Genomic DNA, 20732 nt, shown 5'->3' on the forward strand with positions numbered 1-20732 from the left:
TCGAGGTTGGCTTCGATGCGGTCGGCGATCTTCAGCAGGATGTGCGAGCGCTCCTGCACGCTGGTGCGCCCCCAGGCATCGGCCGCAGCGTGGGCAGCATCCAGCGCCTTGTCGATGTCCGCAGCGTTGGAACGGGGGAATTCGGCGATCACCGAGCCATCGACCGGGCTGGTGTTGCTGAAGTACTGGCCGCTGAGCGGAGCAACGAACTCACCGCCGATATAGTTGCCGTAGCGTGGTTTGAGGGTGACGACGGCGCCTGCGGTACCCGGTTTCGCGTAAATCATGATGCTGACCTCTCTTGTTGTCGGAGCCCGCTGCCAATCGGGGAAGCGAGTCATGGTTCGATCTTAGGAAGCCCCCAGAAACCTCGGTATGCACCCATGGCATAGATCACCTAGTCATTTGGTAGTAGAGCGGTCTGGCACGGGCCTTTGGCAGCGAGGTACGAGGCTATGGAAGCTAAAGGCTAGACCCGTTGGCCTGGTCTTGCGTTCCAAACCAGGAAATTTCGCCCGTGGCATTTCGCAGCGGCTCGGCGCTGGCAGCCAGACGCCAGAAACGACGATGGCCGGACAGAGTCCGGCCATCGTCTGCCACATCAACCGATCAGCGCTTGGCCACCAGCTCCTTCGGCAGCTTGAAGGTCCACAGCATGCCGCCCTGGTTCAGATTCTTGACCCGTTTGGCCACCTCACCGCCCCACAGCGGTACCGCACCGCCCCAGCCGGACAGAACGGAGACGTACTGCTCGCCGTCCATTTCCCAGGTCACGGGCGAGCCGATCACGCCCGAGCCGGTCTGGAACTCCCAGACCTTCTCGCCAGTCTTGGCATTGAACGCCTGCAGGTAGCCTTCCGGGTTGCCGGTGAACACCAGGTTGCCCTTGGTGGTCAGCACCCCGCCCCACAGCGGCGCGTAGTTCTTGTGGCGCCATACTTCCTTGCCGGTCTTCGGATCGATGGCGCGCAGCACACCGATGTACTCCTCGTTGAGCGGCTTGATGGTGAAGCCGGCACCCAGGTAGGCGGCGCCCTTCTTGTAGGCGATGTCCTCGTTCCAGATGTCCATGCCCCACTCGTTGGACGGCACGTAGAACAGACCGGTGTCCTGGCTGTAGGCCATGGGCATCCAGTTCTTGGCGCCGAGGAAAGCCGGTGCGGAGAACACGCTGCTGCCCTTCTCCTTCGCGCTCGGCGAGCCCGGACGGTTGCTGTCGTCGTAGATCGGCCGACCATTCTTGTCCAGCCCCTTGGCCCAGGTGATCTTGTCGACGAAGGGGAAGCCACGGATGAACTTGCCGTTGGTGCGGTCGAGCACGTAGAAGAAGCCGTTACGGTCGGCGGTCGCAGCTGCCTTCACGGTCTTGCCGCCTTCCTGGTAGTCGAAGGAGATCAGCTCGTTGACGCCGTCGAAGTCCCAGCCGTCATGCGGGGTGGTCTGGAAGTGCCACTTGATGCTGCCGTCGTCCGGGTTCAGCGCCAGGCGCGAGGACGAGTAGAGGTTGTCGCCAGGACGCAGGTGCGAGTTCCACGGCGCCGGGTTGCCGGTACCGAAGAACAGCAGGTTGGTGTCGGCGTCATAGTAGCCGCCCAACCAGGGCGCGGCGCCGCCAGTCTTCCACAGATCGCCCGGCCAGGTCTTGCCGGCCTCGCCACCACTGATACCATTCTCGACGGCCTTGCCGTCCTTGTAGACGTAGCCCATGTGACCTTCGACGGTCGGGCGGCTCCAGAGCAGCTCGCCATTCTTCGGATCGTAGGCTTCGATCTTGCCGACCACGCCGAATTCGCCACCGGAAACGCCTGTGATCAGCTTGCCGCCCACCACCAGCGGCGCCGCGGTGATGGAGTAACCCGCCTTGTGATCGGCGACGTTCTTGCGCCACACCACCTTGCCGGTGTCCTTGTTCAGCGCCACCAGCTTGGCGTCGAGGGTGCCGAAGATCACCAGGTCGTCGTACAGGGCGACGCCGCGGTTGATCACGTCGCAGCAAGGGCGGATGTCGTCAGGCAGACGTGCTTCGTACTGCCACAGCTCACGACCAGTGCGCGCATCGACGGCGAATACCCGCGAGTAGGAGGCGGTGACGTACATCACGCCGTCCTTGATCAGCGGCTGCGCCTGCTGGCCGCGCTGCTTCTCGCCACCGAAGGACATGGTCCAGACCGGGCGCAGTTCCTTGACGTTCTGCTCGTTGAGGATGTTCAGCGGGCTGTAGCGCTGGCCCTGCAGACCGAGACCGTTGGTGACGATCTCGTCGGTGGTGGTGGCGTCCTTGAGAATCTCGGCGTCGGTGACCGCCAGCGCGGCGGCGGACGGCAACAGCATGGCGGCACAGAGTGCGGTGAGGAGGAAAGGCTGGCGAAGACCGGCGTGTTTCATTGCGGCTACCTCTGCGGGTTCATTGTTATTGCCGGGAAATTTTCCCGGTCTGCCGCGAATTCTTGGCTCACCCAGGCCACCCAACAATTACACCCCCAGCCGATTTTCCTCGTTCCTTGGTAGCAATACCTGCTCCACAGGCCATGATCATGGCGATTGCGGCGGCCCTGGCTTTGCCCGACACTTGGCCGCCCGCACATTCTGATCGGAGACGCCCGTGCCCCATCCTCGCCAGGAAATTCTCAACCATCCCGATGCACTGGACTGCACGGTCTATCGCCCCGACGAGCAGGACCCGGATGCCGAAGAGCAGGACTTGGGTGACGGCAAGGTGCTGATCACCGGCGCCTTCGAGCCGCCGCAGGACTGGGACGCGCACCAGCGCGAGGACTACTACGGCGAGGAAGACCCCACCCACTTCGTCAGCGCCCATATCGAATGCCTGGCCAAGCCGGCCACCCGGGAATTCTTCATGCCCGACAGCGGTGACTACGTGGCCGTGCAGTCCAGCCTGGGCGAAGTGGTGATGTATTACGTCTACGACCACGAAGAAACCGAGCATGGTCGCCATTACGTGCTGATTCGTGATGACGAAGAGCTTTAGGCCCAGACGTACTGCGGGAGGCGCTTCAGCGGCGACGTCTTCATTCGCGGGTCGCGGCTAAAGCCCCTCCCACAGGGTATTTCCAGCACAAGCTGGTGCGCGCGGCGCACCCTACCAAGCCGAGACGACGTTCGCGTAGGGTGCGCCATGCGCACCGATGACTCCGCAAGTCTCTAATCCTGGCGATCCACCCGCACCATGGCGTTGCGCTCGTAGTGCGGGTAGAGGTGGCTGACGCTGCGGATCAGCTCGTAACGACTCAGGTTGACCTGGGCAAAGCGCTCAGGGATCGGCGCGCGGATCAATTCGTTCATCTCCGCGCCCTGCTCCGCTCCCTGGCGCAGCAAGTCGTCGAGCCAGCCCAGGTAATCGCGCATCTGCGCAAAGGGCGCCGCGTCCTTAGTCACCGGCCCATGGCCGGGCACGATCTGCTTCCATGGCATTGCTTCGAGCCGATCCAGGTCGGCCAGCCACACGTCCAGCCCCGGGCTGTTCGGGGTGGTCAACGCACGCTGGTAGAACAGGATATCACCGGCGAACAGCACGCCCGTGCGCTCATCCAGAATCGCCAGATCGGCACCGGTATGCCCGCGTAGCGCCAGCAGTTGCAGGCGCCTGCCGCCTATTTCCAGCGTGCCTTCCTGCACCTCCTCGGTGGGCAAGACCACTTCGGTACCGCGCATCCAGTCGCCGACCAGGCGGTACATGTTCTCCGCCATGGCGTCGCCCTGTTCGGCCAGCAACCGGGTGGTCTCGGGTAGCGCCGCGATGGGCACCCCGGCGAAAGCCTGGTTGCCCAGCACATGATCGGGGTGATGGTGAGTCAGCAACACATGTAGCACCGTTTTGCCGGTGGTTTTCTCGATGCTCTGGCGCAGCGCCTCGCCATAGCGACGCGACGGGCCGGTGTCGATCACCACCACACCGTCCGCGGTTTCGATAAAGCCGACGTTGACGATATTGCCGCCATTGTCCGCAGCGAAGTTGTCGGTGCTGCCCTCCAACAGCCAGACGCCGTCGGCGATCTGCCGGGGTTGCAGATGGTAATCGAGCGCCTGCGCCAGACTGGCGAACAGGCAGGTCAGCAGTAGCACCCAACGCATGGAGGCCTCCTAGATGGGGGTTGGTGCGCACGGCGCACCCTACCGGCCGGTCGCGTTCAGAACGCGGCCTGGAATTCGTTGCCGTTGTTGTCGCGCAGCCAGACTTCGGCCTGCCGGTCGTCACGCAGGTCGAAGGTCAGCGTCGGGTTCTCGCTGACCGCGGGGAACAACTCGATGCGCCCCAGCACCTGGCCATCGGCACCGCGCAGCTCGGCTTCTTCGATGTAGAACTCGGGAATGCCGCCGACCAGGCCGTTGTCCATCGGGTGCGACACCTGCAGGCGCAGGCGGCTGTCCTCACCGCGTACGAAGCGCTTGCCCAGCACCTGGCCCAGACGCTCTTCCCAGCCGGCCTCGGCGCGCACCACGCTGGGCGCAGTACAGCCGCCACCCGCCGCTTCGACGCGAGCCGAGCCGATATGCCAGACGCCATCGTCGGTGAGCACCGCCGCGCGAATCGGCGTGGCCTGCTCGACACGGATGCGAATCGCCAGACTCGGCTCCAGATGCTCGCCGGGAGCGAAGTCGAGAATGCGCGGGATAGGGTTGAGTTCGGCCCAGGCCAGAATGCGCTTGACCTTGCCGCGATAGGCGCTGGCGTCGATCTGGATCGGCACCTGGCGCGCATCCTCGGCGAATGGAGGCACCTCAAGGCGAACCTTGTCGTCGAAGACGAAGGCTTCTCCGTTGAGCAGACGCTGGTGGTAGTAGTCCCACATCACCGAGGTGACCGGATCGGGCGCGGCGGCCCGCGCTTCCCAGGCCCAGGCAAACAGGGCCAGCAACATCAGGCTACGCCAATCCATCGCCCACCTCCGGCTCGACTCTTATTGGTATTGTTCTGGCTTCTCGTAGCGCAGCCCGTAGCGCGCGTACAGGCGCTCGAGTGAGCCGTCGAGGATCATGTTTTCCAGCTGTTCTTCCAGGGCATAGGCCAATTGCCGATTGGTTTCGTGTACCGCCATGCCGATTTCCCAGATCTGCCGGCCCATGTCCGGGTAGGCGTTCTCGGCCAGCGCCAGCTGCGGGTCATCGGCCTCATGCACCAGCCAGTCCACCTCGCCACGCAGCGCCATCACCGCATCCACTTCACCACCCTGCATGGCAGCAAAGGCCAGCTTCGGCGTTGGGTAATGGCGGGTTTCCTGGCTGAGCATGCCGCCCTGCACCGAACTCAGGTAGAACGAGGGCACACTCTCCACTTCGACGCCGACTGGATGCTGGCGCAACGCAACGATGCTCGGCACTTCGGTCAGACGACGACGGTCGAAAGCCAGTTGCCAACGTTCGCGCTGATAGGGGCCGAACATCACGACGAGTTCGTTGACCAACTCGCCCAGCTCGTTGCGCATCTGCGCGTAGTCGCGGTCGTATGGCACACGCAACATCACATCGGCCAGTTGGCCCTGCGCGGTCACCCGACCACGCCAGATGTAGTCGCGCAGGTCGTCGTCGAGTTTTTCACCCGGCGGCGCCCACATCACGTCCAGCTTCAGCCCAAGCCCTTCGGCCAGCGCCTTGGCCAGCTCGTAGTCGACGCCACGCGGCTGACCGTCCTGCTCGTAACTGTAGGGTGGGAAATTCTGGTACAGCGCCACGCGCAGGATGCCCGACTCGGTGATGCGGTCGAAGTCGCGCACCTGCGCCTGGGCAATGCCCAGGCCTAGCAGCAGGCCAAACAGGAGGATCAGCAGGCGCATGAATTACTCCTCGACGTGCACGCTCTCCAGATAGGTACGCACCGCCCACAATGCTTCCTGGCTAAGGAAGTCGGCCATCTTCGGCATGTACACGCGGCCATCGCGCACCGCGCCGTTGATTACCCGCTCCTTGAACCACTCGTCACCACTGGCGCCCAGCTCCAGCAGACGCAGATCCGGGGCGATACCGCCGGATTTGGCTTCCAGGCCATGGCAGGCGGCGCAGTTCTGGTTGTAGGCCGAGGAGCCAATTTCGATGGCGCGCGGATTGTCGCGATAGGGATTCTCCTCCAGCCACTCTTCACCCAGGGGTTCAAGACCGTCGGTATTGACCGCCTGCGGCACCACATCGCCATGCGCCCAGAGCTGGGTCGAGGCTGCCAGCAATACCAGGGCCAGGGTGGAATTGAGTTTCTTGTTCATGGCTAGGACCTCATCGAATGCACGCAAGACAGCTCATACGGAGCTTGTGGGGCCATCTTAGAAAGGCCGCGCAAGGTGCCGAATGCTGCTTTGGTGGTCGCGTTCTAGTCCCTTGGTAGTAGGGCTTGTGAGGGAGTGTTGGCGATGCCTTGGCAGCAAGGCCAAGTCATGCCCCGACCGGGAAATACTCCCGGTGAAGGCGGGAGTTTTTCCGTAGGCGCAAAGGTGGCCGGGTACCACCATCGACTTGCCACTGCGGCGATCACTTTCTTCAACGGGAAGGACAACCATGACAACAAGAAACCTACCCAGCACCCCGCGCCCCCTGGCGCTCGCCCTGATGCTGGCCGGCGGCCTGGCGCTGGGCCAGGCCGCGTTGGCCAAGCCGGTCACCTGGGAAGACATTGCCAACGACCACCGCACCACCAGCAACGTGCTGCAGTACGGCATGGGCACCAATGCCCAGCGCTGGAGCCCCTTGGCCCAGGTGAACGCCGACAACGTGTTCAAGCTGACCCCGGCCTGGAGCTATTCCTTCGGTGACGAGAAGCAGCGCGGCCAGGAGTCCCAGGCCATCATCCACGACGGCGTGGTCTACGTGACCGGTTCGTACTCGCGCGTCTTCGCCCTCGACGCCAAGACCGGCAAGCGCCTGTGGACCTACAGCCATCGCCTGCCCGACGACATCCGCCCGTGCTGCGACGTGGTCAATCGCGGCGCCGCCATCTATGGCGACAAGATCTATTTCGGCACCCTCGACGCCCGCGTCGTGGCGCTGAACAAGGACACCGGCAAGGTGGTCTGGAACAAGAAATTCGGCGATCACTCCGCCGGCTACACCATGACCGGCGCGCCGACCATCGTCAAAGATGGCAAGACCGGCAAGGTACTGGTCATCCACGGCAGCTCCGGTGACGAGTTCGGCGTGGTCGGCAAGCTGTTCGCCCGCGACCCGGATACCGGTGAGGAAGTCTGGATGCGCCCCTTCGTCGAAGGCCACATGGGCCGCCTGAATGGCAAGGACAGCACCCCGACCGGCGACGTCAAGGCGCCGAGCTGGCCGGATGATCCCAACCACCCGACCGGCAAGAAGGAAGCCTGGAGCCAGGGCGGCGGCGCGCCGTGGCAGAGCGCCAGTTTCGATGCCGAGACCAACACCATCATCATCGGCGCCGGCAACCCGGCCCCGTGGAACGGCTGGGCACGCACCGCAGACGGCGGCAATCCCAAGGACTACGACAGCCTGTACACTTCCGGCCAGGTCGGCGTCGACCCCACCACCGGCGAAGTGAAGTGGTTCTACCAGCACACCCCGAACGATGCCTGGGACTTCTCCGGCAACAACGAGCTGGTACTTTTCGACTACAAGGACAAGGACGGCAAGGTCACCAAGGCCACCGCCCACGCCGACCGCAACGGCTTCTTCTACGTGGTCGACCGCGCCAACGGCAAGCTGAAGAATGCCTTCCCCTTCGTCGACAAGATCACCTGGGCCAGCCATATCGATCTGGAAACCGGTCGCCCGGTCGAGAACGAAGGTCAGCGCCCGCCGAAGCCCAAGGCCGGCGAAACCAAGGGTCAAGTGGTCGAAGTCTCCCCGCCCTTCCTCGGCGGCAAGAACTGGAACCCCATGGCCTACAGCCAGGACACTGGCCTGTTCTACGTGCCGGCGAATCACTGGAAAGAGGACTACTGGGCCGAGGAAGCGCACTACAAGAAAGGCTCCGCCTACCTGGGCATGGGCTTTCGCATCAAGCGCCTGTACGACGACCACGTCGGCATCCTGCGGGCGATGAACCCGACCACCGGCAAGGTCGCCTGGGAACACAAGGAGCGTCTGCCGCTGTGGGCCGGCGTACTGGCCACCAAGGGCAACCTGGTGTTCACCGGCACCGGCGACGGCTACTTCAAGGCCTTCGATGCCAAGAACGGCAAGGAGCTTTGGAAGTTCCAGGTTGGCACCGGGATCATCTCCCCGCCCGTCACCTGGGAACAGGACGGTGAGCAGTACATCGGCGTGACCGCCGGCTACGGCGGCGCCGTACCGCTGTGGGGCGGCGACATGGCCGACCTGACCAAACCGGTCGCCCAGGGTGGTTCCTTCTGGGTGTTCAAGCTGCCGAGCTGGGACAAGACCACCGCCAAACGCTAAAGGCTCACGCATGGCGCACCGTAGGGTGCGCCATGCGCACCGGCCTTTTGCATCTTCACCTGGACCATCGCATTCACCTGCGGTGCGCACGGCGCACCCTACCCGAGACGCAGTGTCGTCTTCCCGTAGGTACCGCTGGGCGGCATTCCGCTTCAGCCGCGAAGCGAATCAGGCAATCACCCCGAGGACTCGCCATGAACTACTTGCCCCTGCTTATCCCGGTCCTGCTGCTGGTAATCGGCAGCCATGCCATCGGCGCCGAAACCGAGAACAACGGCGTACTGCAGATCAACGGCTGCCGCATCGAACCCGACAGCAAATGCCCCAACGCCAACCTGCGTGGCGCCGACCTGCGCAATCTGGACATGCGCCGCATGGACCTGTCCGGCGCGGACCTCTCCGGTGCCGACCTGCGTCACGTCAACCTCGACCTGGCCATTCTGGAAAAGGCCAAGCTGCGCGGTGCCAACCTCAACCGCGCCAGCCTGCAACAGAGCAACCTGCGCCTGGCCGACCTCTCCGGCGCCAGCCTGGTCGCCATCGGCGGCTGGGGTCTGTTCGCCCAGGCCGCGCAATTCGAAGGCGCCGACATGCGCGCCGCCAACCTGGAGTTCGCCCGCCTAGCGGGCGCCAAGCTGCACAACGTGCAACTGCAGGCCGCCAACCTGGAAATGACCTGGCTGAGCAAGGCCGACCTCAAGGGCGCACACCTTGAGGATGCCAACCTGCAGGAAGTGAAGCTCGGCGGCTCCAACCTGGAAAACGCCAACCTCACCGGCGCACGCACCCGCTTCGGCAACTTTCAGGACGCCAACATGCCCGGCTGCGTGCAATGTCCCAAGGGTTGGGACTGAGTCCGATCCAGCAAGAACAGCAACACCCCGTAGGAGCGGCTGGGCGGCATTCCGTTTCAGCCGCGAAGCGATCATGAACATCGCGGCTAAAGCCGCTCCTACGGTTCATACAAGCCCTTCGCCCCCTACCTCGGTCGCCTTCCCGCCTGACAGCAAAACAACCTGAACCATGCCGGCACAAGGCAATCCCTTTTTAGGAACAGTCGGATCGAGGCCACTGCGAGTGAGCCGCCATCAGTCATCGACCCAAGAGGGATCTGCCGTGACCACCACCACTGCAACTCCACACGTCTACCCCAACATCCTCAGCCCCTTGCACGCCACCCTGCTGTGCGGCCAGGTGCCGCTGTTTCTCGGCGCCCTGATGGCTGATATCGCCTACTACCGCAGCTACCAGATCCAATGGAGCAACTTCGCCTCCTGGCTGATCGCCGGCGCCCTGGTATTCGCCGGCCTGGCGATGCTGTTCGCCCTGGTCGGGCTATTTCGTCGACGCAATCCGCGCCCACTCACCTACTTCCTGCTGCTCCTGGTTACCTGGGTGCTGGGCTTCATCAATGCGCTGGAGCACGCCAAGGACGCCTGGGCTGTGATGCCCATGGGCCTGGCCTTGTCGGTGGTCGTCACCTTGCTGGCCGTTACCGCCACCTGGGTCGGCATGGCCCAGCCACGCACAGGAGATGCCCGATGAAAACGCACCTAGCATTGACCGCCCTGCCCCTCGCCCTGCTGCTGGCCGCCTGCGGCGAAGAGCCCGGCAGCAACCAGCAGTTCTACGGCGCCCAGCCGGACTTGCCCGAGCCCGAACGCGGCATCCTGCCGAGCATGACCATTGCCGAACCGACGCCCTGGGGCGATCAACGACCCACCGTGCCCGAAGGCTTCAGCGTCACCGCCATCGCCACCGACCTGAAGATCCCCCGGCAAACCCTGGTGCTGCCCAATGGCGACATCCTCGTTGCCGAAGGCCGTGGCGGTAACGCGGCCAAGCTCAAACCCAAGGACGTGATCGCCGGCGTGATCAAGGCACGCGGCAACACCTCGGTGGAGAGCGGCAACCGCCTGACCCTGCTACGCGACGCCGATGGTGATGGCAGCTACGAGCTGCAGACGGTGTTCGCCGAAGACCTCAACGCGCCCTACGGCCTGGCTCTGCACGAAGGCAACCTGTACGTGGCCAACCAGGACTAGCTGGTGCGCTTTGACTACGAGGAAGGCCAGACCAAGGCCAGCAGCCCGCCAAGCAAGGTCGCCGACCTGCCGTCGGAGATCAATCACCACTGGACCAAGGCGCTGACCATCAGCGAAGACGGCCGCTACCTGTACGTCGGTATCGGCTCCAACAGCAACATCACCGAACGTGGCATGGAGGCCGAAGTCGACCGCGCCATGGTCTGGCAGGTGGACGCCGAAACCGGCGCCTACAAGCCCTACGCCACCGGCCTGCGCAACCCCACCGCACTGGCCATCCAACCGGGCACCGGCACTTTGTGGGCAGTGGTCAACGAACGTGACGAACTGGGCGAAGACCTGGTGCCCGACTACCTCACCTCGGTGCAGGAAGGCGGCTTCTACGGCTGGCCCTACAGCTACTTCGGCCAGCACGTCGACCCGCGGGTGAAGCCACAGGACCCGGACAAGGTCGCCAGCGCCATCGCCCCGGACTACGCCCTCGGCGCCCACGTCGCGGCACTGGGCCTGGACTTCTCCAGCGAAGTGATGGGCGAGCAATATGCCGACGGCGTATTCGTCGGCGAGCACGGCAGCTGGAACCGCAAGAACCCGGTGGGCTACAAGGTGATCTTCGTGCCATTCGAGAACGGCCGCCCTGCAGGCGACCCCATCGACTTCGTCACCGGCTTTCGCACCGAAGACGGCAAGACCCGTGGCCGCCCGGTTGGCGTGACGGTCGATCCACGCGGCGCACTGATCGTGGCGGATGATCTGGCCAACACGATTTGGCGGGTGGTGCGCGAAGGCAGCGAGTGAGGCTAAGGGAAGCGATCTCACCTATGGCTCCCACACTCCGCGTGGGGAGGAAGCCCATGACGCTCTGCGTAGCCAGCGGATGCATATGCGCCACGACATACAAGCGGACGCTGAGCGTCTAGGGCTGCATTCCCAAGCAGAGCGTGGGGAAGATCAATCTGATCCGACTAACGCTTGAGTTCAGTTGCCCGCTTTAGCGGGTCCGCTGGAATGATTGGTTAGGGCTGTACGAATGAATGCCAACGCACCTTGAAAGACTTCGTGCCACTCTGAATGGACTGGCTTGGCAAGAGGATGCCAGAAAAACTTGAAATCATGCCCACCATCGTCGCCAGTGTGATGAACCCATTTATCAGGAGTTTCTTGCCCAACCTTACAGAGATGAAATGACCAGATTTGATCCTGGTAACCAGACGCCCAAAGACCTAGGTCAGATGTAACGTCTGCTGCCAGGATGCCAGCCTCTTCCGCGAGTTCGCGTACCGCTGCTTCCCTTGGATTTTCTCCCGGTTCAATTGTGCCTTTTACCAACTGAAGACCAGCAATCGGATGCTGGAATGCAAGAATTTCCACCTCATCGCCATTACGCAGAACCACGGGACAAGATTTCGTTGGTGTCATTTCTGTGCCCCTAACAGTGATTAGATTGCTGTCCATGCTAATCCAATAGCAGAGAGGGCGGTATAACTCCGCACACCCACCACAACAACAATCGCTATAAAATCAATATGTTGCAAGCCATCCCAAAAAGGCGAATGTATTCGCTGGGCCTCCTTTCGCTCACGCATTGCGGCGCCACAAAGAATCAGGCCGAAAGGCGGGATGCAAATACCGCTGCGCCAACGAAAGTCCCCGCGAGTGCGGGCAAATAAGGGCAGCCAGAATAGGATCGGCCTTCCGGCGTTCATACACGGCGTCAACAGGCATCACCCTGCTCAAGCACTCTCTAACCCCACCCTTACCACCCCACTATCAATCGCCAAATACACCAGCTCCGCCTGCGAGCTGATCTGCAGTTTGTTCTTTACCAGGGTCTGGTAGTTGGACAGGGTCTTGGCACTGATACACAGCTTCTCGGCGATTTGCCTCGGTGGCAGGCCACGGGCGAGCATGACGAAGATTTCGAACTCGCGCTGGGTCAGTTCGCGCAGGCGTGGGTCCAGGCCGTCGCTGCTTGCGGGGTTGCAGGCCAGTTGGGTGGCCAGTGGCTGTTCGATATAGGCGTGGCCGGCGGCAGTGCGTTTGACTGCTTCCACCAGTATTTCCGGCGACGAGTTCTTGGTCAGGTAGCCGATGGCGCCAGCGTCCAGCGCCTGGCGCACCAGGGGCAGTTCATCGTGCATGCTGAAGAACAGGATGCGCAGTTGCGGCAGGCGCTGGCGCAGGCGGCGGGTGGTTTCCAGACCGCTGATGCCGGGCAGGCCGATATCCATGATCACCAGGTTGGGAATCTCTTCCTGCACCCGCTGCAACGCCTGCTCGCCGTCACAAGCCTCGCGCAATTGCACCTCGGGCAAGAGGGCGCGCAGCAGACTGGCGTAGCCCTGGCGCACCACAGCGTGATCGTCCACCAGTAGAACCTTCATCGCGTTGCCTCCAGAGGGATGTTCAGGCACAGCGCCCAACCGGCTTGCGGCCGGCTGTGCAGGCGCAGCTCGCCACCGAGGCTGCGGCTGCGTTCGCGCATCGAGCGCAGGCCAATGCCGGGGCGTAGCGGTAGCGCAGTGCCCTGGCCGTTGTCGCGTACCAGCAGGCGCAGGCCCTGGCCACGGCGTTGCAGGCGAATCCGCACTTCGCTGGCATCGGCATGGCGGGCGACGTTGGTCAGCGCCTCCTGCACCAGGCGATAGAGATGGGCCTTGCTCGCCAGCGGCAGGCTCGGCAGTTGTTCGCTCAGTTGCAGTCGGCAGCGAATGCCTTGCGCCTGCTGCCAATCGGCGGCCAGTTGCTGCAGCGCCGGGCCGAGTTCCAGGCGCTCCAGCACCACCGGGTAGAGGTCGCGGATCAGGCTGCGAAAGCCCTGCTGCAGTCGCTCACAGTTGTCGTCGAGCAGACGCGCGGTGTCCTGCACCTGCTGCGGCCGGTCGGCAATCACCTTGAGCAGGCAGGCCTGGGCGCGAATGCCGCTGAGGTATTGGCCGAGGTCGTCATGCAGGGTCTGACCGAGGCGCGTGCGCTCGCGCTCCTGCAGTTCCAGCAGCGCCTGGGTCAGTTCGGCGTTGTCCGCCTGCACCTGTTGCAGGGTGATGGCCATCTCATTGAAGTGCGCCGCCAGGTGCTTGGCCTCGGCCAGGCCGTGGTCATGCAAGCGCGTATCGAAGTGACCGGCGCTGACTTCGCGCAGACCGGCGAGCAGTTCGTCCAGCACACGCCGAGCCCGCTGCACGGCAAAGCGGATGGTCAGCAGGCTGAGGATCAGGGCGAAGGCGCTGAGGAGCAGCAGTTGCAGCAGCGAGTCCTGGATTTCCTCGATTTCATCATAGGGATCGAGGGCGATACGCAACTCGCGGCCATCCTCCAGCGGCCAGGCATCGGCCACCAGTGAGGCCGAGCCCAGCAGGCGTTCGGCGATCCAGTGCTCGATGACGCTTTCGGTCTGCTGCTCGGGCTCTTCGCCCGGTCGCAGCCAGCTCACGCGGATATGTCGCAGGTTTTCGGTCAATTCCGGGCGCAGGCTGCCGGGGTTGCTGCGCGCCACTTCGCCAAGGTATTCCACCACCGCTTCGGCGGCCTGCAACTCACGCTGCACATCGTGGCTGGCCTGGCGCAACAGCAGCGCCAGCCCGGCCAGGGTCACCAGCCCGAACAGCAGGCTGACGCCGAGATTGATGCGGCCCAGAGCAGTCATCTACTTGGCCACGCTACTTGACCACGAAGTAACCAAGCATGCCCTTGCCTTCCAGGCCCTTGGCGTAGAAGCGGTATTTGCCTGGCTTGACCGGCAGGAAGAAGATCTCCGCCTCGCCGGCATCCTCGAATTCCAGTTCGGTGAGGGTGACCGCCTTGATCTCCACACCACCCGCCTCGACCTTGCGCAGGTAGATGGAAGTGGCGAACTCCGGCGCCTGGAAGGCGTATTCCTTCTGCCCACTGGAAATGACCTTGAGCTGGTAGGCCTGACCGGTTTCCAGCTGGTATTCGGTCTGCGACATGAAGTAGTCGCTGTCATCGTTACCCAGCACCAGGTCGGGCAGCGCAACCGGGCGGCGGGTCATGTCACCGGCGGCATGCAGGCTGTCAACTCCGAGTAGGCTGAGGATCAGCAGCAGCGGCAACGTAAGGACTTTGATGATGCGCATGGAAGTTCACCTGTTGTTTTTATGGGCCTGGTGACCATGCTAGGGAGCGGGCGACCGTTGCGGTCTACTACCTTGGTACGGCCCCGCTGGTACTTTGGGCATATTTCCCAAGGCGGGGGCTGTTCCTATGCTGGGGCCATCCGACCGGGAGCCGCCCCATGCGCCAGATTCGCCAGTCCGCCCTGCTAGTTCTCGCCCTGCTCTACACCGGCGCCGCCTGCGCCAGCGAGCTGCAGGTACGCATCGGCTACCTGGCCCACCTGCCGCCGCGCGGCCCGCTGCTGTCCAACGTCATTCCCGAGCCGCTGGACGCCGGCCGCCGCGGCGCCGAGCTGGCGATTGCCGACAGCAACAGCACCGGACGTTTTCTCAAGCAGAGCTACAGCCTGGAGAGTGCCGAGAGCGACGACGCCGCAGCCGTGCTCGCTGCCGCCGAACAGCAGCACCAGGCCGGCATCCGCCTGTTCGTGGTCAACGCCCCGGCCGCCACTCTGCGCCAGCTCAGCCAGCGCCTGCCAGACAGCCTGCTGCTCAATGCCGGCAGTGCCGACGACGGCCTGCGCCGCGCACACTGCCTGGGCAACGTGCTGCACACCCTGCCCAGCCGCGCCATGCTGGCCGACGCCCTGGCGCAGTTCCTCGCCGTACGCAAATGGACACGCTGGCTGCTGGTAACCGGCAGCACCGAGGACGACATCGCCTACGCCGACGCTCTCAAACGCGCCGCCAAACGCTTCGGCCACAGGATCGTCGCCGAGAAGCCGTGGAGCTTCGACACCGATCAGCGCCGCAGCGCCCAGGCCGAGATGCCTCTGTTCACCCAGGCCAGCGAGTACGACGTGGTGCTGGTGGCCGACGAGCGCGGCGACTTCGGCGAATACCTGCCTTACAACACCTGGTATCCGCGCCCGGTGGCCGGCACTCAGGGCCTGAGCCCGACCGCCTGGCACAAGACGGTGGAAACCTTCGGCGCCGCGCAGTTGCAGAAACGCTTCGAGGCACTGGCCGGACGCTGGATGAACGACCGTGACTTCGCCGCCTGGATGGCCGTGCGCAGCGTCGCCGCCGCCGTGACCAAGCAGCGCGCCGCCGAGCCACAGGGCATTCGCCACCTGCTGTTGAACGAACAACTGCCGCTGGACGGCTTCAAGGGCCGCAAGTTGAGCTTCCGGCCGTGGAACGGTGAGCTGCGCCAGCCGATTCCGCTGGTACACCCACGCGCCCTGGTCAGCACCTCGCCGCAGGACGGCTTCCTCCATCCGAGCAACGAAATGGACAGCCTCGGCTATGACCGGCCTGAGGTGAGCTGCGATCTGGCGGAGACCGCTAACTGATGGTGCGCACGGCGCACCCTACCCAAACCGAACCGTAGGGTGCGCCGCGCGCACCAGTCCAAGATAACAACAAGAGGATCACCCCCATGCGTCTGACCCGTATCGCCTGCGCCGTCGCCTTCGGCCTGGCCTGCCAATCGGCCTTCGCCGCTACCGCCTACGTGTCCAACGAGAAGGATGACAGCATCAGCGTCATCGACCTCGACAGCCTGGAAGTCACCGCCACACTCGACGTCGGCATGCGCCCGCGTGGGCTGCTGCTGTCCTCCGACAACGAGCTCCTGTACATCTGCGCCAGCGACTCGGACCGCGTACAGGTGATGGACCTGGCCACGCGCAAGATCATCAAGGAGCTGCCCTCCGGCGCCGACCCCGAGCAGTTCGCCCTGCACCCCAACGACCGCTGGCTGTACATCTCCAACGAGGACGACGCCCTGGTCACCGTGGTCGACGCCCAGAGCGACGAGGTGCTGGCGCAGATCGAAGTGGGCGTAGAGCCCGAAGGCATGGCCGTGAGCCCGGACGGCAAGTGGGCGGTCAACACCAGCGAAACCACCAACATGCTGCACTGGATCGACACCAGCACCCAGCAACTGGTGGACAACACCCTGGTCGACCAGCGCCCGCGTCACGTCGAGTTCGACAAGGACGGCAAGCGCCTGTGGGCCTCGGCCGAGATCGGCGGCACAGTGACGGTGCTGGACGTGGACTCGCGCCAGGTACTCAAGGTGCTCAACTTCGCCATCAAGGGCGTGCACCCGGACAAGGTGCAGCCGGTGGGAGTCAAACTCACCGACGACGGCAAGTACGCCTTCGTCGCCCTCGGCCCGGCCAACCATGTGGCGGTGGTGGATGCCAAGACCTACGAGATTCTCGACTACCTGCTGGTGGGCCGGCGCGTCTGGCACCTGGCGTTCACCCCGGATCAGAAGCGCCTGCTGACAACCAACGGCGTCAGCGGCGATGTGTCGGTGATCGACGTCGATGCCCTCAAGGTGACCAAGTCGATCAAGGTCGGCCGCTACCCCTGGGGCGTGGTGGTGACGCCATGAATGCACTGGAGGTGAGCGGCGTTGGTTTCGCCTATGGCGCGCGCCAAGCACTCAACGACCTGGCCTTCGAGCTGGCGCCAGGGCGTTTCGGCGCCCTGCTCGGCCCCAACGGCGCCGGTAAGTCCACCCTGATCGCCCTGCTCACCCGCCTGTACGACCTGCAGCAGGGCGACATCCGCATCTTCGGCCACAGCCTGCGCAATGAGCCGCGCCAGGCGCTGCGCCAGCTCGGCGTGGTGTTCCAGCAAAGCACCCTGGATCTCGACCTGTCGGTGCAGCAGAACCTCACCTACCACGCTGCACTGCACGGCATGCCGCGCCGCGAGGCACAGGCGCGCATCGACGAGGAACTGTTGCGCCAGGATCTCGCCGAGCGCCGTCACGACAAGGTGCGCACGCTCAATGGCGGCCACCGCCGCCGCGTGGAAATCGCCCGCGCCCTGCTCCATCAACCGCGCCTGCTGCTGCTCGACGAAGCCAGCGCCGGACTCGACCCGGCCAGCCGCCTGGCGCTGGGCCGGCATGTGCGCAACCTGTGCCGCGAGCAGGGTCTGTGCGTGCTGTGGACGACCCACCTGCTGGACGAGATCGAGTCCAGCGACGATCTGCTGATCCTCCATCGCGGCGAGCGCGTGGCCTGGGGCAAGGCCAGCCAGTTCGGCGACGACCTGGCCATCAGCTTTGCCCGCCTCACCGGCGACGAGGCGCTGGGCCGTGGGCATGTGCGTGAGGCGCTGCGGCCGAAGCGGGCCGACGACGTTGGCGATGATGAAACGGCCCCGGTGCGCAAGGCGCACCCTACGCGAGGTGCTCGCTGATGACCGCCTACTGGGAATGCCTGCGTGGCATCGTCCTGCGCGAATGGCTGCGCTTCGTCCTGCAGCGCTCGCGTTTTCTCAGCGCCCTGGTGCGCCCGCTGCTGTGGCTGCTGGTGTTCGCCGCTGGCTTTCGCGCCGCGCTGGGCATCGCCATCATCGAACCGTACGACACCTACATCACCTACGACACCTATATCGTGCCGGGCCTGGCCTGCATGATCCTGCTGTTCAACGGCATGCAGGGCTCGCTGTCGATGGTCTACGACCGCGAGATGGGCAGCATGCGTGTGCTACTCACCAGCCCGCTGCCGCGCGCCTTCCTGCTGGTGGCCAAGCTGCTGGCCACGGCGCTGATCTCGCTGCTGCAGGTCTATGCTTTCCTCGTCATCGCCTGGGTCTATGGCGTGCAACCGCCGGCCTGGGGCCTGCTCGCCGCACTGCCGGCGCTGCTGCTGGTGGCGCTTCTGCTCAGTGCGCTTGGGCTGCTGCTGTCCAACGGCATACGGCAACTGGAAAACTTCGCCGGGGTGATGAATTTCGTCATATTCCCGATGTTCTTCCTGTCGTCGGCGCTGTATCCGCTGTGGAAGATGCGCGAGTCCAGCGAGTGGCTGTACTGGCTCTGCGCGGCCAATCCCTTCACCCACGCCGTGGAGCTGGTGCGCAATGCCTTGTACCTGCGTCTGCACCTCGACGCGCTGCTGATCTGCGCCGGCCTCACCGTGCTGCTGACGCTGCTCGCCGTGGCCAGCTTCAACCCGCAGCATGCCACGCTGCGCAAGGCGGGATAGGCAACGAACAAATGCAACGAATCGCGACGCCAACCGCGTAGGGCGACCCGTAGCACCGACCGTAGGGCGAACTCGGGAGCGAAGCGAACAGTCCGCCAGGCATGGCATGGCATGGCATGGCATGGCATGGCAGCACAACGTTCCAACGAAACTCCATCGGCGTACTGCTTCGCGAGTACGCCCTACGACAGATTCCAGGCACGCCCCACCAGCCACCTCTACTACTTTGGTACTGGTTTTCCTCTCCAACGTAGAATTCCCAAGCCTGCGACCATGGCCTGTAATACCGGCACAACAATAAGTAGAGACCTTGCCATGAAGTACCGTCTGCCCGTGCAAGCAGGCCTGATGCTCGCCTCGGTGTTATTGGCCTGCCTTGCGCACGCCGAAGAGCTGTTCGACGCCGATGGTTATCGCAGCAGCCAGTACCGCAGCCCAACGCCTTCCAGCCTGGAAGGCGTACAGATCGTCGATACCCCCGCCCTGCAGAAGCTCCTTGCCGAGCGCCCGGACACCCGCCTGATCGACGTTTATCGCCGCCCCTTCGTGCAGGGGCGCTTCGTCGAGGACGCGCCCCACGCCAATCTGCCCGGCAGCCTGTGGCTGGCCAATGCCGGCGACGGCAACCTGGCCCCGCAATGGCAGCGTTACTTCACCCACTACCTGCACCAGCAGAGCCGTGGCGACGTTCGCCAGCCTTTCGTCTTCTACTGCCGCTCCGACTGCTGGCTGAGCTGGAACGCCGCGCGCCGCGCCCATGCCATGGGCTATCGCCAGCTCTACTGGTACCGTGACGGCGTCGATGCCTGGGAACAGGCCGGTCTGCCGCTGGTGCCCGCCCAACCTGCCGAATTGCCTGCTGCTTTCCTCACGCCCACCGCCACACCATAATCACAACAACGAGGTGCAAGGCCATGTACAAGATTCTGATTGCCGACGACCATCCGCTGTTTCGTGAAGCCATCCATAACGTCATCGCCGATGGGTTTCCCGGCAGCGAGATCATGGAAACCGCCGACCTGGACAGCGCCCTGGAGCTGACCCAGAGCCACGACGATCTGGATCTGATCCTGCTCGACCTGAACATGCCCGGCATGCACGGCCTGGGCGGGCTGATGAACCTGCGCAACGAGGCGCCAACCATACCGGTGGTGATCGTTTCCGCCGAGCAGGACAAGCAGATCGTGCTGCAGGCCATCACCTATGGTGCGGTGGGTTTCATCACCAAGTCCTCGCCGCGTGCGCAGATGACCGACGCCATCGCGCAGATTCTCGACGGCAACGTCTACCTGCCGCCGGACATCATCCGCTCACAGAAGAGCGGTAGCTCGCGCCAGCACCACGACAACCACAGCATCGCCCCGGAGCTGCTGCAGGCCCTGACGCGCAAGCAACTGCTGGTGCTCGAGCGGATGACCAAGGGCGAGTCGAACAAGCAGATCGCCTACAGCCTGGATATCGCCGAAACCACCGTCAAAGCCCACGTCTCGGCCATCCTGCGCAAGCTCGGCGTGCATAACCGCGTGCAGGCGATCCTCTCGGCTGGCGATATCGACTTCGCCTCCTACCTGCGCCGCTAGCGCCCGATAGGTTGACTGTCATTCCCGCGCAGGCGGGAAGCCAGAACCCAAGAAGCACCTGGGCTCCCGCCTTCGCGGGAGTGACGAGCGAGGTTGTCCTGACTCCCGTCATCAAGCCGTGCTAAAACGGCGGCCTCACCGATTGGAGTCCACCATGCACATCCGCCCCTTCCGGCTCGCTGACGAAGCCGCCGTCGTCGATCTCTGGCAACGCTGCGACCTGACCCGCCCGTGGAACGACCCGCACAAGGACATCCAGCGCAAGCTGCAAGTGCAGCCCGAGCTGTTTCTGGTGGGTGAGATCGACGGCAAGCTGGTGGCCTCGGCCATGGCCGGCTACGAAGGCCATCGCGGCTGGGTCAACTACCTGGCGGTGTGCCCCGAGCAACGCCAGCAGGGCCTGGCCCGTCAGCTGATGGCACATATCGAAGAACAGTTGCTGGCCCTGGGCTGCCCCAAGCTCAGCCTGCAGGTACGCGACACCAACGCCGCGGCATTGGCCTTCTACGAGCGGCTTGGCTACAAGGTCGATGCCTCGGTCAGCCTGGGCAAGCGATTGATCGCGGATGATTGACGGCGCGCCCGCATCATAGCCCGGATGCAATCCGGGGCAGAACGGCATGATCCTTCCCGGATTGCATCCGGCCT

The 20732-nt window shown here is 64.1% G+C and carries 21 protein-coding genes and 1 pseudogene; 12 read left to right on the forward strand and 10 right to left on the reverse strand.

Annotation, left to right across the window (positions count from 1 at the left end; genetic code table 11):
- Together BM186_RS13035 and BM186_RS13040 are read right to left on the reverse strand one after the other, a co-directional pair.
- Positions 1-287, reverse strand: a 287-nt coding sequence (locus BM186_RS13035; RefSeq protein WP_139228013.1) for an aldehyde dehydrogenase family protein, incomplete at its 3' end; no start/stop codon positions are given.
- Between the two features lie 322 nt (positions 288-609).
- Positions 610-2385, reverse strand: a complete 1776-nt coding sequence (locus tag BM186_RS13040) for a methanol/ethanol family PQQ-dependent dehydrogenase (RefSeq protein WP_074915784.1) — start codon at positions 2383-2385, stop codon at positions 610-612.
- A gap of 217 nt (positions 2386-2602) precedes the next feature.
- Here BM186_RS13040 and BM186_RS13045 point away from each other — a divergent pair, with 217 nt between their 5' ends.
- Positions 2603-2989, forward strand: a complete 387-nt coding sequence (locus BM186_RS13045; protein WP_074915786.1) for a hypothetical protein — start codon at positions 2603-2605, stop codon at positions 2987-2989.
- Between the two features lie 173 nt (positions 2990-3162).
- Here BM186_RS13045 and BM186_RS13050 read toward each other — a convergent pair whose 3' ends face one another.
- The 4 genes from BM186_RS13050 to pedF are packed head-to-tail and all read right to left on the reverse strand — an operon-like array spanning position 3163 to position 6215.
- A complete protein-coding gene (locus BM186_RS13050; protein ID WP_074915788.1) occupies positions 3163-4092 on the reverse strand; it encodes a quinoprotein relay system zinc metallohydrolase 1 in 930 nt (309 codons plus the stop codon).
- Positions 4093-4148: 56 nt separating this feature from the next.
- The gene (locus BM186_RS13055) at positions 4149-4898 is read right to left on the reverse strand and encodes a quinoprotein dehydrogenase-associated SoxYZ-like carrier (RefSeq protein WP_074915790.1); all 750 of its coding nucleotides are present in this window, start codon (positions 4896-4898) and stop codon (positions 4149-4151) included.
- Positions 4899-4919: 21 nt separating this feature from the next.
- A complete protein-coding gene (locus BM186_RS13060; RefSeq protein ID WP_074915792.1) occupies positions 4920-5792 on the reverse strand; it encodes a substrate-binding periplasmic protein in 873 nt (290 codons plus the stop codon).
- 3 nt (positions 5793-5795) lie between these two features.
- Complete coding sequence (gene pedF / locus BM186_RS13065) at positions 5796-6215, reverse strand: cytochrome c-550 PedF (RefSeq protein ID WP_074915794.1); 420 nt, start codon at positions 6213-6215, stop codon at positions 5796-5798.
- Between the two features lie 289 nt (positions 6216-6504).
- Between pedF and exaA the strand changes: the two genes are divergently transcribed.
- From exaA to BM186_RS13085, 4 genes and pseudogenes are all read left to right on the forward strand, one after another.
- Positions 6505-8367: a quinoprotein ethanol dehydrogenase gene (gene exaA / locus BM186_RS13070; protein ID WP_074915796.1), complete on the forward strand. Its 1863-nt coding sequence runs from the start codon at positions 6505-6507 to the stop codon at positions 8365-8367.
- Between the two features lie 194 nt (positions 8368-8561).
- Positions 8562-9221: a pentapeptide repeat-containing protein gene (locus BM186_RS13075; protein ID WP_074915798.1), complete on the forward strand. Its 660-nt coding sequence runs from the start codon at positions 8562-8564 to the stop codon at positions 9219-9221.
- A gap of 262 nt (positions 9222-9483) precedes the next feature.
- A complete protein-coding gene (locus BM186_RS13080) occupies positions 9484-9912 on the forward strand; it encodes a DUF2231 domain-containing protein (protein ID WP_074915800.1) in 429 nt (142 codons plus the stop codon).
- Positions 9909-11210: pseudogene (locus BM186_RS13085) on the forward strand (PQQ-dependent sugar dehydrogenase). The gene BM186_RS13080 and the pseudogene BM186_RS13085 overlap by 4 nt, the downstream one beginning before the upstream one ends.
- Before the next feature lie 180 nt (positions 11211-11390).
- Here BM186_RS13085 and BM186_RS13090 read toward each other — a convergent pair.
- The 4 genes from BM186_RS13090 to BM186_RS13105 all read right to left on the reverse strand — a co-directional run bounded on the left by BM186_RS13090 (position 11391) and on the right by BM186_RS13105 (position 14509).
- A complete protein-coding gene (locus BM186_RS13090) occupies positions 11391-11831 on the reverse strand; it encodes an NUDIX hydrolase (protein ID WP_074916248.1) in 441 nt (146 codons plus the stop codon).
- A gap of 314 nt (positions 11832-12145) precedes the next feature.
- Positions 12146-12796 (reverse strand): response regulator transcription factor, encoded by a 651-nt coding sequence (locus tag BM186_RS13095; protein ID WP_074915801.1) that lies wholly within the window; start codon positions 12794-12796, stop codon positions 12146-12148.
- Positions 12793-14058: a HAMP domain-containing sensor histidine kinase gene (locus tag BM186_RS13100; RefSeq protein WP_074915803.1), complete on the reverse strand. Its 1266-nt coding sequence runs from the start codon at positions 14056-14058 to the stop codon at positions 12793-12795. Before BM186_RS13100 ends, BM186_RS13095 begins: the two co-directional genes overlap by 4 nt.
- Before the next feature lie 13 nt (positions 14059-14071).
- Positions 14072-14509: a cupredoxin domain-containing protein gene (locus BM186_RS13105; RefSeq protein WP_074915805.1), complete on the reverse strand. Its 438-nt coding sequence runs from the start codon at positions 14507-14509 to the stop codon at positions 14072-14074.
- Between the two features lie 158 nt (positions 14510-14667).
- On the opposite strand from BM186_RS13105, the gene BM186_RS13110 reads away from it, so the two are divergent.
- The 7 genes from BM186_RS13110 to BM186_RS13140 all read left to right on the forward strand — a co-directional run bounded on the left by BM186_RS13110 (position 14668) and on the right by BM186_RS13140 (position 20658).
- Entirely contained in the window at positions 14668-15843 is a 1176-nt protein-coding gene (locus BM186_RS13110; protein WP_074915807.1) for an ABC transporter substrate-binding protein, read from the forward strand.
- 86 nt (positions 15844-15929) lie between these two features.
- Positions 15930-16895, forward strand: coding sequence for a YVTN family beta-propeller repeat protein (locus BM186_RS13115; protein ID WP_074915809.1), 966 nt, complete (start codon positions 15930-15932; stop codon positions 16893-16895).
- Positions 16892-17713 carry an ABC transporter ATP-binding protein gene (locus BM186_RS13120; protein WP_074915811.1) on the forward strand — a complete coding sequence of 274 codons (822 nt, stop codon included), beginning with the start codon at positions 16892-16894 and terminating at the stop codon, positions 17711-17713. Before BM186_RS13115 ends, BM186_RS13120 begins: the two co-directional genes overlap by 4 nt.
- On the forward strand, positions 17713-18504 hold the full coding sequence (locus BM186_RS13125; protein WP_074915813.1) for an ABC transporter permease: 792 nt from the start codon (positions 17713-17715) through the stop codon (positions 18502-18504). The genes BM186_RS13120 and BM186_RS13125 overlap by 1 nt, the downstream gene beginning before the upstream one ends.
- A 315-nt stretch (positions 18505-18819) precedes the next feature.
- On the forward strand, positions 18820-19395 hold the full coding sequence (locus BM186_RS13130; protein ID WP_074915815.1) for a PQQ-dependent catabolism-associated CXXCW motif protein: 576 nt from the start codon (positions 18820-18822) through the stop codon (positions 19393-19395).
- Between the two features lie 23 nt (positions 19396-19418).
- Positions 19419-20084, forward strand: a complete 666-nt coding sequence (locus BM186_RS13135; RefSeq protein ID WP_017363255.1) for a response regulator transcription factor — start codon at positions 19419-19421, stop codon at positions 20082-20084.
- Between the two features lie 154 nt (positions 20085-20238).
- Positions 20239-20658: a GNAT family acetyltransferase gene (locus BM186_RS13140; protein ID WP_072425577.1), complete on the forward strand. Its 420-nt coding sequence runs from the start codon at positions 20239-20241 to the stop codon at positions 20656-20658.
- Positions 20659-20732 lie beyond the last annotated feature (74 nt).

Source organism: Ectopseudomonas toyotomiensis (assembly GCF_900115695.1).
GTDB lineage: Bacteria > Pseudomonadota > Gammaproteobacteria > Pseudomonadales > Pseudomonadaceae > Aquipseudomonas > Aquipseudomonas toyotomiensis.